Origin of the sequence: Pseudoalteromonas sp. NEC-BIFX-2020_015 (genome assembly GCF_012952265.1) — a bacterium.
In the GTDB taxonomy this organism is placed as follows: domain Bacteria; phylum Pseudomonadota; class Gammaproteobacteria; order Enterobacterales; family Alteromonadaceae; genus Pseudoalteromonas; species Pseudoalteromonas neustonica.
On sequence record NZ_JABCJL010000018.1, the window covers coordinates 89,043 to 104,005 of the forward strand.

The window sequence follows — 14,963 nt, forward strand, 5'->3', positions numbered from 1 at the left end:
GAGGTCATTAACTTAGTCATAATAAGAGGATACTTTCCTCTTTTGTACATGTTAATATAAGCTACAGTAAGCATAATATTTATAGTTGGCAATAAGTTACACTATTTGCTATTAATAGAAGTACATAAAATAAGGATGTTTTCTCTCTAAAATAGGGAAAGTGTCCTCTGATAAAGTGTTATATTTTTTGAGGTAAGTATGGTGTTTCCAACAGATAGGTTGTATAAATTTGCTTCATTCAATGAAAATTCACTATCAGCTTTAGCTGATCAAACGGTCTGGTTTTCCGATTTAGATTCTTTGAATGATCCATTTGAAGTATCGGTCCGATACGAAGTCCCTAAAGAAGAATGTGATAAAATTGTTCAATACATAAACGCCGCTGCAATCGATAGGAAAAAGGTGTTGAATATTTCTGAGGCAGAAGCTTTAGAATTAGCTAATAAAACCTATCAGCAAGATCCTAAAGGGTTTTGTGAAAAATTTGAATTGGCTATCGAACACGTTAAGAATGAACATTCGGATTTGTTAAACTCTCTGAATATATTTTCAACTTCTTTAGATTTACCAGACGATGTGCCACATAGTGAAAATATTCTAATGTGGTCACACTATGGCGTGGGTTTTACTGGTTTCTGTTTACAGTTTTCTGCGTCAAACTTTCTCAATTCAACTAAAGAATTAAATCCCGATAGCAAAATTGGATACTGTAAAGTTGATTATGTAACTGAATCACATGTAGTTAATCCAGTCGATTATGTTCCTTTTGTAAACGAACAATATTTTAGTGCTATGCAATTTAAGCATGAACAATGGAAGTATGAAGGTGAGTTACGTTTTATAAGTGGTACACGGGGTTTGCACCATTATTCTCCTGATGCTCTTGATAACGTATATATTGGCTTTAAAATGCCAATAAATAAGCGAAAGGTACTTATAGCCATTATTCGCCAATATTTTCCAAATACTAAAATATACCTTACAGAAATAGATAAAGCATCGTACAAAATTGTCGCAAAAAAAATATAATCGGGTAGCCGGAGGTCTCTAACCTCCAGCCCCCACACCACCCATCAAAAAATGTGTGCCTGTCCTTTTTTACTGTGCTAAGCGCTCACGGTATTGGTTCACTGTTTGATTAAAAAAATATGCGCTCTGTTTTACTTAGCTTTTCACCTTGCATATATTTTTGAGTAAGCAAAGTGCCCTTACAGAGTTTATGCCAGCGGATAATAATGGCTTTATCATTCAGCCTCTTTGCTTTTTTATCATCAACATAGAGCACTAAGTGCGTGTGGTTACTCATTACTGCATAAGCACATATATCAATACAAAATACCTTGGCTAGACTCAGTAGTTTCTCTTCAACCCACCCTCTGCGGTACTCATAAGACTTCCCTGTAAAGCGGTCTTCACCGCATAAAAATGCTCGGCGTACACAGCGAGAAATACAATGATAGTATTTTGTATCAACCAAGCTTATTTGACGCTTTCTTGCGATAGCCATAGGACACCTTGTTTGTTTTTCGCACTAATTAAAAGTTAGTGCAAAATATAAAAAATACAAACTTTAGAGTGGGTGTCATCTTTGTTTCATAAAGAATGCTAGCGGCTTCCTCCAGACTATCTCTCGCGATTTAGCCCTTGCCATTTGCGAGTGTCTATCGTTTAATAACAGTGTGTTATTTAAACGGTGATCTTCCTACAGAGGACTTTCACCTCATAAGTCAATGCCCATATCGGGCGTACACAAGTTACTTAAACGCAACTGAAACAGTGGGTTACGTTCCGCTTCGCTACACAGTATAACCCACAATTTTAGGTATCGAGGAATTGTGAATTGAGTTACGCAAGAAAGTCTAAAAAAATTAAAAGTCTACTAAGAAAACACGATCCTATTGATTTATTAGAAAACCTTGTTCGATATATGAATGTACCTGAAGAAAATGATATAGATAGAATCCGTAGGCACCCGTGGTTAATTATGCTCCTGATTAAGTGGAGCTTTATTGAAAATAGAGACTATCCATCAATTATTGAACATTTGACAAGTATAAAGTTCAATAAAATATTACAACTAACTCATGATTTAGGTGCTTTAGTACGAATGCCTGGTGATGGTACACATGTACACAATTTCATGAGAAATATGGCGTATCAGCAATTTATTTATCAACATTCGTTTTCTGTTACTCATTTTGCATCAATCAATATGATGTTTTCTGCTTTAGAAAAAAATCATAGGTTAAGAGTTAAGTTTAAAGAAAACACTGGTATTGATTGCGTATTGTTTCATCAATGCTGTATTGCAATCCATGCTCTCGTTGCCAATAGACAAATCATTAGACTAAATGATTTTTCACCTATCTTTGATCGAATTGAAAAAAATGACTTAGATCGAGTTTTAAATTGTCTTTCAATAGACCTTCGTAAAATAAGAAGTAGAGTCATAGAAGATAATGAATCAAAAGGTAGTTATGCTGAATACTATGAGCAAACATCATTTTTAAACTACCCATTTATTAAGCATAACGACAAGTATATATGCGTTAATGTTTATGTGTTTATTCGGTGCATAGAGAATTTTATATACAATAGTTTAAAATCTGAAAATCCAGAGTGGTTTATGGATAGTTTCGGTAAAATTTTTGAAAGTCACTTAACTAAAGGCTTAAACTATTCAAATGAAACTTATATTTCTGAGCACTCATTAAAAAAGCAACTTCCTAAAAGATCAAATCTGGTTGATTATTTAATTTCAGGTAGTGATTATAATGTTTTCATTGATGCTAAAGCTGTTGAATTACCATACTTAGGCAAAGTTTCAGATAATCCAAGTGTGATATTAGGTAAAGTAAAAACTAGTGCCTTAAAAGCAATTAAACAAGCATATGAGGTCAACAACAACTTACTAGAACTCCAGAGCGACTCTCTACCAAAGTTTAAAGATAAAAATTATGTGTTGGTAGTAACCTACAAAGAACTTTTTCTTAGTAATGGTAAGGTTTTCTATGAATCGATAGCAGGCGATAAAATTGATATTTTAAAAGAGAATATTGCTAAACGAGCAATAATCCCAATGGAGAATATATATTTCATAACGTTGGAATCTTTCGAGCTTTTATGTTCTGTTTTAAATGAGTCTAGCTTGAATATTGCTCAAGTAATTGAAAGAGCCAAGCAAAATGATAGTGAGCCTCAAACAAGAAAATTTGAGTTCAATCAACATATATACTCGTTAAATATAAATGTGAGACGACCTGATTATTTAGACGTTTCTGTTGACGAATTGACGAGTGTATTAAACCAAAAATGCTAACAAATAAGGATCGGTGTCGCGAAGCCGACACCTATCCTGGGTGTTGAACAAGTCCTGCGTCGTTGCGTGATGAATTTAAGATGACACCCATCTTAAGTTTTAATCGCTGTTAAGTGATGAATTTAAGATGACACCCATCTTAAGTTTTAATCGCTGTTAAGTATTGTTTAAGGAATATGTTCATATGATAGATGAAGCCAAAAGGTGTTAGCTTCTTTACCAAGTCAACCTATCTACTTGGCTAGCAGAACACTCTTACCAACACGCTAAACTAATCCGACCCCAACACTGTAGGTAACATCCTTTTCATCGCAGTTAAGTGTTGTTTAAGGAATAGTGTTCGTCTATCGATTTTTTGGAGAAATAATGTTCATATGTGACCTTTTAGCTTAAAATCTCACCTCGAACGTTCAACTGATCCTAGCGAATATGTTCATATGATAGATGAAGCCAAAAGGTGTTAGCTTCTTTATCAAGTCAACCTATCTACTTGGCTAGCAGAACACTCTTACCAACACGCCAAACTAATCCGGCCCCAACACTGTAGGTAACATCCTTTTCAAATAGTGGACTGTTTTGATTTGCTGCGCCATGATGGAAATTGATACTACCTCCAGCAAAGCCCCTAATATTGTCATAAATAGGAAAGGATACTCCTGCAGATAGTTCGGCGCCTAAATAACCACTAGATGCATCAAAAGCAGCCCTATCAATTGTTACAAATTCAGGAGACACACCGTAAAAATAATCTTGTAACTTGTTAGAAGCAAACATCAAGCTTAATGAGGCGTCCATTGCAGTATTGTTAAACAGTACGTTTCGTTGTTGGTAAGATATTTCCGGTTCGAATACATAACCACGGCTATCAATGGACTCAAAATCGGTTGAAAATACGCTACGTAATTGCAATCTTAAATTCAATCTGCCTTTCCCCCCTTTTGTAAAGTTGACATCTCTTAGCCGATAAATTAATTGCGGTCCAACTTCAAATAAAAAATCGAGCTCTGGCATACCATCACGAAGGGAGTTATTGTCAGCATCCGCAGCTAAGGCTCCATCTATGGACAAATCAAGTTCGAATTTCTGCTCTTCTACTACAACAGCTCTTGCACCTTCTTCTCCTATTCGAAAAGTATCTCCACGATAAATGAAATAAGGAAGTGCTAGCGGTGTAAAGTTTCGCTCCGATGACGAAGGGTAGTTAGGTGTGTCGATAACACCCGTGGCTAAACCATACTCCCATTTTGGTTGCGCCACATCCACATCTTCAAAGCCAGTATAACTGCGATCAGGTGATTCTGTCGTTTGAGCAATGGCTGTGAGGTGAGTAATACAAAATAAAGATAGTGCTAATGAATAAGATAAGTATTTTAAATATGACATTCGTTTCTCTAGATATAAGGAAATACCACTGCAGTCTAAATACATTTTACTTGGGCATATTGAATAATTACGCCAAATGCATAACAAGTGAATTACCTATACCTTTAAGTCAGACAGACTAAATGAAAAAATGATCTCAAAGAATCGAGGGGGTCAAACCTTGCCTTCAGACACCATATTACTGAGCAGCTTATCTGAGCTGATTTAAAACAACCGATAATGCTAAATACTGGTGCTAATTTGGTTGAATATTGTTTCGTTGAGTTTCGTTATCTTCAATCCAACCTACGTCGCTTAATTTAACACTCAGTAAACTTAATGCTTACGACTTACAGCATAAAGCTCTTATTGTGACATAAAGCTAAATCTAGACTTCATACATCACATTATTGACCGTGTGCTACTGGCACAAACCAGCCTTGTACAATTAGACATATTTTTATATCTACCTTAATCATTCTATGGCTGGCTAACTAAAGCCGTAAATACGCATATTTTCCGTCTATTTAATCGTACAAAACTTGCTATGGATAAAGATGTTGCTGCGGTTGAACAAAAACTTGAAAAAGTTGTACATAAATAATTTAAAGTTGATGTGCACCATTGGCTCATACTCCATGGGCGTTACACCTGCGTGGCGTGTTAGTGAAATAGCATAATTAATGAAACATTTTAAAAGTATTAATTTCACAAGTCTCATTCCTTTCGTTATGCTGTTGAGCATTATGAAATTCTATTGCGAAAACGCCTATGTTACCTTTACTTCGTATCTTGTTAATTGAGCAAGACCCTGCCACCTTGCAAGAGCTTTCTACGAATCTGTCGAAAACGATCCCTAATTTTGAACGAAGTGATGTTCATATTGATATAATTGAACGTCTTGAACTTAAGCAAGCATTGGAATGTGTTGAGGAAGATGGTGATATTCAGGCCGTTGTTCTCAGTTGGGATGTACACAACAAAGTTGGCGAACGAACGTATAGCCGCTTTATCGAGCAGTTAAAAGGGATCCGCCTTGAATTGCCGGTTTATGTTATCGGTGACGATACTAAAGGACTGGAGATAGTCAACGAGTCGGGGGAGATCGAATCATTTTTCTTTAAAGATGAGGTGATTTCTGATCCAGAAGCGATTTTAGGTTATATGATCAACGACTTTGATGACCGAGCAGAGACCCCATTCTGGACGGCGTATCGCCGTTATGTTGGCGAATCTAACGACTCATGGCATACACCTGGACATAGTGGCGGTTCTAGTTTTAGAAACTCCCCTTATATCAAAGATTTTTATCAGTTTTATGGCCGCAATGTATTCGTTGGCGACCTGTCGGTGTCGGTTGACTCGTTAGGTTCATTGTCAGATAGCACAAACACCATTGGTCGGGCTCAGGAGTCCGCTGCGGCAACATTTGAGGTTAAGCATACTTATTTCGTGACGAACGGGTCGTCAACCTCAAATAAAATCATCTTGCAGACGCTGCTGCGCAAGGGCGATAAAGTGATTATCGACCGCAATTGTCATAAATCTGTGCATTATGGCATCTTGCAATCAGCCAGTTTCCCTATTTATTTGTCGAGCATTTTAAACCCTAAATATGGCATCTTCGCGCCGCCGTCGTTGGCCGACATTAAACAAGCGATAGAACAGAACACCGATGCTAAATTACTGGTTCTCACTGGTTGCACCTACGATGGCCTACTGAGCGATTTAAAACAAGTGGTAGAGTTTGCCCATCAACATGGTATTAAAGTGTTTATCGATGAAGCCTGGTTCGCTTACTCTCTTTTTCACCCTAGCTTACGTTATTATTCTGCTATTCATGCTGGGGCGGACTATATCACCCATTCAGCGCATAAAGTGGTATCGGCGTTTTCTCAGGCGTCTTATATTCATGTAAACGATCCTGATTTCGATGCCGATTTCTTTCGAGAAATTTACAGTATTTACGCCAGCACATCGCCAAAGTATCAGCTGATAGCGTCGCTTGACGTGTGCCAAAAGCAATTGGAGATGGAAGGCTATAAATTGCTTAATGCCTTGTTGAACCACGTGGAAGAATTTAAACAACAGATGGCCTCGCTCAACCACATTAAAGTGCTAGGTAAGCAAGACTTTATGGAAATATTTCCGCACTTTAGTGGCGATAACATGGGCCACGATCCACTAAAAATTCTCATCGACATTAGCGAATTACCTTATTCATTAAAAGATATTCATAAATTTCTGTTAGATGAAATTGGCCTAGAAATAGAGAAGTACACTCACAGCACCATCTTGGTTTTACTCACGCTTGGCGGCACGCGTTCAAAGATCATTCGTCTGTACAATGCGCTAAAGAAGCTCGACAGCGGTAAGGTAAAACTGTCAACATCGACGAGACGCTCTCGTTTACCAGAGAGTTTACCCGCCATAGATTTGGCGTGTATTCCAAGCGATGCTTTCTATGGAGAGCGCGAATCTGTGCCTATTAGCAAAAGCAACAACCGTATTTGTGCCGGCTTAGTTACGCCCTATCCACCGGGCATTCCACTGTTGGTTCCGGGTCAGCATATCACTGAAGATCATATAGAATATCTGAAGGAGCTGGCGGGACAAGGGTTGACAATTCAGGGGAGTTTTGAGGGCGAGATCTATGTTCTTAAGGGCAAGGTTAAGAAGTAAAGATACCCTTTAACAATCACAACTCTTATAGCTGTGCAGCAGTGTCGCTAGGGCGTGTTCACCTTTCGTGATTAATTTTGCAGCAGTATGTTTGGTATTTAGGCAAGGCAGCGCCTATGCAGTGTGGTTGTTCCCCATAAATAGGCGATAACGCAGTATAAATGCCAAACATGCGCTGCCCAAAGGGTTCTCCTAGGGGCGATTAACTCTTTGTTACCTACACGGATGTAGGTAAGGGGCGTGAGCAGGACGCGGAAGCTTTGCTCGGTTTTTACTTATTCTCACATGGATGTGAGCCAGTAGAATAACGCAGGAGCAGTTATCGAGCCCGCTAGGTTACAAACCTCGCGCCGCGATTAAATCGCCTCTAGATTGAACAAATTTCAATCCACAAAGGTCAACACGCCCTAGGCATTGCTGTTACTAAGTTCGTGCCATCAATAGCTGATAAAGCTATGTCTAGTACATTAAGTAACGTCATCCACACACTAAAATAATAAATGAAGCGGGAATACAATGATGCCATTAAAGAACAAAAAAACGCTCACACTTATGCGTATTACTGCTCTGATTGTTACCCTCACTAGCATCTACTTTTTTGCCCCTTGGAAGTTTGCTTTATATTATTTATCCCCTTTGCCCACGACCGTTCAAGATCAAACAATCGATGCTATTGAGCAAGGGATGGATGGCATTATTGTCTATGTTCAAAAATCAGGGCAACAACCTGAATATTTTGTGCAAGGCTGGCATGATCGAGATAAAAAAATAGCTGCCTACGCTCACGCATTGTTTAAAATTGGCAGCATTCGTAAGCTGTATGACGCATCGGCATTAACTAAATTGGCTGGTGCTGGGCTTATTGATGTGGATAAAACCCTGGCTGACTATCTACCCTCGTTAAATGGCCGAATAGAAAACGCAGATAAAATCACACTGCGCATGATGGCACAACATCGCAGTGGTATAGCTAATTACACAGATACACCTAACTATGATTGGTCAGTTTCATACCCTGATCCCTTAGCCTTGATACTAGACACTCCTGCTGATTTTAGCCCCGATACTGATTACGGTTATTCAAATACCAATTACCTACTACTGCGTAGGATCATGTCTAATGTGCTGGGTTATGATCACAATCTATTTATTAAAGCTGAAATATTAATTCCTAATGGCTTAACGAATACGTTTGCTTCTATTAATGACGTAAATACAGATCAGCTAATGAGTGGCTATTATGTTGGCTATAAGAATGATTTTAAAACACTTGATCAAGGCTATGTTGCTACTGCTAACGATGTGGGCCGCTTTATACTTGCATTAAATAACGGCACATTTTTCACCTTTGAAGAGCAAGTATTATATGCTTCGCTTTACGAATATGAGCATACAGGCTGGGTTTTAGGGTATTCAAGCATTGCGCGTTATCATAAAGATATCGACACTGTTGTTGTGCAATTTATAAATACTAATGGTAATGATACTGTCATGCTCTCAGGTATTATTTATAATCGAATTATTGATATTTTAAGAACACGAAGAATTCAGAGCTCTGAACTATAAGTTATGGATTTGATGTTATTAAAATAATTTAAATACAAAATAAGGATGCTTAAATGCGTTTATTACATACCATGTTACGGGTCGCTGATTTAGACAAATCCATTGCGTTTTACACTCAAGTATTGGGCATGAAAGAATTACGTCGTGCTGATAACCAAGAATACCGTTACACGCTTGCCTTTGTAGGCTATGGCGATGAAAAAGATAACACTGTGTTAGAGCTAACCTACAACTGGGATACAGACAACTACGACTTAGGCAATGCATATGGTCATATCGCGATTGAGTTTGACGACATTTATAAAGCCTGCGCAGATATAAAAGCCGCGGGTGGTAATGTTAGCCGAGAGCCTGGCCCTGTAAAAGGTGGCACGACTGAAATTGCTTTTGTAAAAGATCCTGATGGCTACGCCATTGAGCTGATCCAAACAAAAGATAACACGACCCTTTGATTCAATCAGGTAAAGATATTTACGTACCTTTACCTGTTCGCCTTAGTATAATTATACTAACAACGTATATAAGCATTGCACAAAACATCAAACTCAAGCGACTCTCACACCGACCCTACCCGCAACAGGTTAAGCAAAGTTCAACATTATTTAGTTACTAATAACCAGTGTATATTAAACAGCCCATCCTAATGGCTCACTCGTTATTCTCCCTTGCTTAATTGCCTATAAAAACACACTATTCTTTTTATATTTTTTGCCCTCTCTAACCTACTGTTTCAGATAGAGTGTTTAGTCAAAAAATAAAATAAACCCTTATTATTGCGAAAACAACCATGTTTAACATTTGACCAACACTTAAAGATACAGCACAATAGTACTATATTAAGTAATTAAATTGTTAACAAAATCAGATTTATTAGTCTGGCAGGAGAAATACCATGAAAAAACCAACCTTTAAGTTTGCAGCTCTACCTTTATTACTTGCGTCAACATTGACAATGGCCGGCCCTAATCTAGTTGCAAACGGTTCTTTCGAAGACACTGCAGACTTCTCTGGCTCTTGGAGCTTGTTAGATGATCTTTCTGGATGGCAGCGCTCAGCTAACGCTAAATTTGAAATCCAAACAAATGCACTTAACATTGTTGCAGCCCAACATGGTACTAAATACATCGAGCTTGACTCAACGGCTAACTACAGTGCATTTCAAACACTTGTTACTGAAGAAAACCACAGCTATGAAGTAAGCTTTTATTACTCAGCACGTATAAACGGTAACGAAACAACAAATGAAGCTGAAGTTTATTGGGATGGCCAGTTACTTGACACTCTAAATGCAACAACGAAAGGCTGGAAAAAATTCACGTACACTGTAAAAGCAAGTTCAACAGCAACTGAGCTGAAATTTGTAGGTGCGGGTGATTCTGATAAGCTGGGTGCATTTATTGATGATGTAAAAGTAACTGCAACATGCGCATCAGGCTTATACGGTATTAATAACTTTGGCTCTAACGAAGACGGGTTTGTTTACCATTTCGATACACAAGATAACACGTACTCTACTGTTGCCGGTTTATCTAATACAGCATCAAACATTGCATCACATGATGGCGTGTTGTACTTCATGGAGCAGTTAGATAAGTCGACTAAAGCGTCACAAATCCTGTCACTTGACCTTGCCACTAACGAACAAGCACTTGTTGCATCTGCTACGTCATACCCTATCTACCGCTCTGCAATGAGCGCTGATGGCATGAACTTACGTGCAACGAGCAAAACGTACATGTATGACTTTAATATCGAAACGGGTGATAAAACAGTTTTGGGTAAATTAACATTCCCTGGTGATTCGTTCGCTGATGGTGATATCGCTTACTCTGCTGATAACAACGTATTGTATGTATTAACGGGTAAAGCGTTGTATACCCTTGATGAAGGCGCTATGGAACTTGCATTAGTGGGTGAGCATGGCGTTGCACAAGCATCCGGTATTGCTATTGCCACTGACGGAACTATCTATGTATCTGGTCGTGTAAAAGGTGAAAATGCAAACATCTTCAAACTAGACCAAAATACAGCGGTAGCAACATTTGTAATGGATGGCCCTTCACACGTTAATGACTTAACATTTGTTGATGGTAACTATTGTAACTAATACACGCCCTCTTCATCACTAAGCCAGTCTATGACTGGCTTTTTTTTGCTTACTTACTTACTGTAAATCGATTTGGATCTAATCTCCTTATACGGTAGTAATCCCTCTAATCTTAATGCGATTAGGATAAGTTTTTGTCACTTAAATTGAGATAATAAAAAAGCAGCGAAAGGCTGCCTTTTTATTACTGTACCCAAGTCACCTCAAGATGCAGAATTCGCATATTGAGGTGGTTTAGGTATACGAATGACTACTTAGTTTAAAAAGTATAATCAACTACTTTCATACCCAGTTTTTCTAGCTGAGGTTTAAGTGTCTTAGCATCGCCTACTACTAAGTAAACCATCTCTTTGGTATTTAAATGCTTTGCAGCCAACGCGTTAATTTCGTCTTTGCTTATTGTGCTTACGATCTCATTACGGTCTTTAACAAAGCTTGGCTGTAAATCATGTTCCAATATCTGAGCAAGGAAACCTAGCTTAGCATTAGGTGTTTCATATTTAAGCGCATCTTTTTGATTGATCGCTTGACGCATAAAGCTCAACTCATCATCTGTAATACCATTTTGAGCATAATTATTTAGCTCATTAGTAAATTCAACAATAGAGGCTGCTGTAGAGTCTGCACGTACTGCAGCAGATGCTGTAAAACCACCTGATGTTGCATCGCCCCAAAAACGCGTACGTGCACCGTAGGTGTAACCTTTATCTTCGCGTAAATTTAAGTTTATACGACTATTAAAATTGCCACCAATTGCAAAGTTCATTAGGTTAGATTTAAAGAACTCACCAGTTATGTCTTCAATCATACCGCGCTTACCAATGCGAATTTCAGACTGAGGTGCATCTGGTTTATCTACTAAGTAGATTACATTTCCTGCAATTTTTGGCTCTTCAAACTTAGCTGTAGATACAGGCGCTTTGCCTTGCCAATTATCTAGCGTATTTTTGATTTTGCCTTGTAATGCAGATTGATCTAAATCAGATACTACGATTACTTCACTGCCCTGAGGTTTAAAGTTTGATTGATAAAACCCTTTTACATCATCAAGGTTAATAGCGGCTAAACTTTCTAACGTGCCACCATTTGGCAATGCTGCAATGCTATTGCCATAAAGCAATTTACTGTACGCGTTACTTGCTAAATAACCTGCATCTTTCATTGCATGTTGAATGTTCTGGATGCTTTGTTGTTTGTTACGATTAAAATCATCTTCACTAAAAGCTGGATTAAATAACTTCTCTTCAACCAAAGCTAAAGTCGCATCAAGGTTTTTTGTTAAGCTTGAAACAAATATATTTGTGTGCGTGCTATTTGCAGAGATACGAATGCTGCTTCCAAGTTTTTCAAGCGCGTTACTCATTTCCTCTGTTGTATAATTTTGTGTTGATTCACTTAACAATGCGGCGGTCACAGAAGCAAGTCCCACTTTTTTAGCTTGCTCGTTATATTGGCCACCAGGCACTTTAATAAGTAAAGAAGTCGTTGGCGTTTCAGTACTTTGAGTTCCTAATACCGCAATCCCATTGTTGGTCGTGGTTTGCCATAATGTAGGTACATCCACAGCTGGGTTTTTACCTGCCGTTGGTTGTTTACTTCTATCAAATGTATCAACTGCCTTACGAGCAACTAAGTCGTCTGCACTTGTTGATGATGGACCACCGAAATCATGAGAGATTGGAGTGAAATTATCTTTAGCTGCAATTAACTGAGGTTGCCCTTCAGGCACTACACTCATGATCACTGCAAATTTGTCTTTAACATATTCATTAAATACACGCATTACATCCGCTTTTGTAACGCTATTATAGCGAGCGATGTCATCTTTAATGTAATTAGGGTTACCCGTGAAGGTTTCAAATGCTGCAAGCTGAGAGACTTTACCTGAGACGCTTTGCAATCCAAAAATTGCACCCGATTCTATTTTTGCTTTCACTTTATCTAAGTCATCTTGCGTTACACCGCGTTGTTCAAACTCAGTAAATGAATCACGAACAATTTTTTCCATATCAGCCAGTGTTTTTCCTGATGCTGGATTTGGTAAAGCATAGATACTTAATGAACATGCAAGCTCACGACATGGGTGGCTAACGCCCGCCTGTACTGCAAGTTGGGTTTTTACTAAGTTTTTATATAAGATTGAATTATTACCGCCACCAATAATCTCAGCGAGTATATCAAGTGGTGCTTCATCTTCGTGACGTGCATAGGCTGTTGGATAATTAATACTCAACAATGGTAAGTGAACCTTATCTTCCATTGAAATATAACGATCAGCATCAAGAGTTACCGCTCGTTTTTCTGCATTATCAACCTCTGGTCCACGCGGGATCGGTGCAAAATATTTGCTAACTAACGGTAATACTTCTTCCGCGCTGATATTACCACCAATTGTAATAGTTGCGTTATTTGGACCATACCAACGTAAAAAGAATGCTTTGAGATCGTTAACATTGACGCGATTTAAATCGTCCATAAAACCAATTACCGGCCAAGAATATGGGTGACCGTCTGGGTAAAGAGCTTGTGACACGCGTTCATTTAAACGACCATACGGGCGATTATCTACACGTTGGCCACGTTCATTTTTAACTGTTTCTCGTTGTACTTCAAACTTTTCTTGCGTTACAGCATCAAGTAAAAAACCCATACGGTCAGCTTCTAACCACAACATTTTTTCTAACTGATTTACCGGTACTGTTTCAAAATAGTTAGTGCGATCTGAGTTAGTCGTACCATTTAGCGTACCACCGGCTTCAGTGATAATTTTAAAATGCTCTTCATCCGCTACATTTTCAGAGCCTTGAAACATCATATGCTCAAAAAAATGGGCAAAACCTGATTTACCAAGCTCTTCACGGGCTGAACCAACATGATACGTCACATCCACATGAACTAAAGGATCTGAATGATCTTCATGAACAATCACCGTCAGGCCATTGGCTAGTTGGTATTTTTTATATGGGATATTAATCTCAGCTGCATTTGCTGTAACTGATTCTATAAGTGTAATACCTGGGAGTACACTCGCTGCGGCTTGTGTATTTTTATCTGTTGTATCTGTGCTATTACAAGCAGCCAGGCCTGTAGTGAGTAAAACGGCTAGAGCAATTTTTGTGAGTTTCATTTTTTTATCCATTTTTAATTAACTCATGGAGTTTATGATTTAATTAAGCTGGGTACAAGTGAATGAAAACGAACAACTGCCGTAGTTTGTAACTAAGTGTGACTGTAATAAAACATGATTGCTCTAGGGCGTGTTGACCTTTGTGGATTGAAATTTGTTCAACCTAGGGACGATTTAATCGCGGCGCGAGGTTTGTAACCTAGCGGGCTCGATAACTGCTCCTGCGTTATCGCCTATTTATGGGGAACAACCACACTGCATAGGCGCTGCCTTGCCTAAATACCAAGCATACTGCTGCAAAATCAATCACGAAAAGTCAACACGCCCTAGTACACAAAATAAATTTAAATTAATACATCAATAAGGGGTTTGATAGATAAGTAAAATCTAAATTAGTATTATTTATCGGTGTTTATTTATTATTTTTCAAGAGATTAAATTTATTTTACTTTTGAATTAAATAGAATGGTTTTAAAGCGTATTGGTTTTAAAGCGTATTGGTTTAAAAATATTATATAGATAGGATATATAGCTAATTGGTGTTGTTCTTAATAACACTTGACTTGCTGTTCATTTATATAAAAATATAAAAAGCAAGTGGCGTCCGCAAGAGATTAGTACTCTTGTTAACGTCGGGCATAGAGAGTGTGGTGTCACACTGCTTTATACATACTAAAATAAGTAAGTGGCGTCCCCAAGGGGATTCGAACCCCTGTTACCGCCGTGAAAGGGCGGTGTCCTAGGCCTCTAGACGATGGGGACACATAAATGTGTCACTAGGACAACTGAATAGTTAAACT

At 38.2% G+C, this 14,963-nt stretch carries 8 protein-coding genes, 1 tRNA gene and 2 pseudogenes; 7 read left to right on the forward strand and 4 right to left on the reverse strand.

Annotated elements, in window-relative coordinates; translation table 11 throughout:
• Positions 1-198 precede the first annotated feature (198 nt).
• On the forward strand, positions 199-1,029 hold the full coding sequence (locus HH219_RS14140) for a DUF2971 domain-containing protein (protein WP_169327833.1): 831 nt from the start codon (positions 199-201) through the stop codon (positions 1,027-1,029).
• Between the two features lie 75 nt (positions 1,030-1,104).
• On the opposite strand, the pseudogene HH219_RS14145 reads toward HH219_RS14140, so the two are convergent.
• Positions 1,105-1,507 (reverse strand): annotated as a pseudogene (locus HH219_RS14145) (Mobile element protein); the annotation flags it as partial.
• Positions 1,508-1,840: 333 nt separating this feature from the next.
• On the opposite strand from HH219_RS14145, the gene HH219_RS14150 reads away from it, so the two are divergent.
• Positions 1,841-3,319, forward strand: coding sequence for a hypothetical protein (locus HH219_RS14150; protein ID WP_169327834.1), 1,479 nt, complete (start codon positions 1,841-1,843; stop codon positions 3,317-3,319).
• Between the two features lie 486 nt (positions 3,320-3,805).
• Here the strand turns inward: HH219_RS14150 and HH219_RS14155 are convergent, their stop codons facing one another.
• Positions 3,806-4,702 carry a MipA/OmpV family protein gene (locus tag HH219_RS14155; RefSeq protein ID WP_169327835.1) on the reverse strand — a complete coding sequence of 299 codons (897 nt, stop codon included), beginning with the start codon at positions 4,700-4,702 and terminating at the stop codon, positions 3,806-3,808.
• A 454-nt stretch (positions 4,703-5,156) separates the two neighbouring features.
• Here HH219_RS14155 and HH219_RS22060 point away from each other — a divergent pair.
• The 5 genes and pseudogenes from HH219_RS22060 to HH219_RS14175 all read left to right on the forward strand — a co-directional run.
• Positions 5,157-5,282, forward strand: a pseudogene (locus tag HH219_RS22060) (endonuclease III); the annotation flags it as partial.
• A 170-nt stretch (positions 5,283-5,452) separates the two neighbouring features.
• Positions 5,453-7,363, forward strand: a complete 1,911-nt coding sequence (locus HH219_RS14160; RefSeq protein ID WP_054206916.1) for an aminotransferase class V-fold PLP-dependent enzyme — start codon at positions 5,453-5,455, stop codon at positions 7,361-7,363.
• A gap of 516 nt (positions 7,364-7,879) precedes the next feature.
• Positions 7,880-8,929: a serine hydrolase domain-containing protein gene (locus tag HH219_RS14165; protein WP_169327836.1), complete on the forward strand. Its 1,050-nt coding sequence runs from the start codon at positions 7,880-7,882 to the stop codon at positions 8,927-8,929.
• Between the two features lie 53 nt (positions 8,930-8,982).
• A complete protein-coding gene (gene gloA, locus HH219_RS14170) occupies positions 8,983-9,381 on the forward strand; it encodes a lactoylglutathione lyase (protein WP_169327837.1) in 399 nt (132 codons plus the stop codon).
• 440 nt (positions 9,382-9,821) lie between these two features.
• Positions 9,822-11,036, forward strand: a complete 1,215-nt coding sequence (locus HH219_RS14175; RefSeq protein WP_169327838.1) for a DUF642 domain-containing protein — start codon at positions 9,822-9,824, stop codon at positions 11,034-11,036.
• 259 nt (positions 11,037-11,295) lie between these two features.
• On the opposite strand, the gene HH219_RS14180 is transcribed toward HH219_RS14175, so the two are convergent.
• Together HH219_RS14180 and HH219_RS14185 are read right to left on the reverse strand one after the other, a co-directional pair.
• Positions 11,296-14,163: a pitrilysin family protein gene (locus tag HH219_RS14180; protein WP_169327839.1), complete on the reverse strand. Its 2,868-nt coding sequence runs from the start codon at positions 14,161-14,163 to the stop codon at positions 11,296-11,298.
• 686 nt (positions 14,164-14,849) lie between these two features.
• A tRNA-Glu gene (locus HH219_RS14185) sits at positions 14,850-14,925 on the reverse strand.
• Between the last annotated feature and the right edge of the window lie 38 nt (positions 14,926-14,963).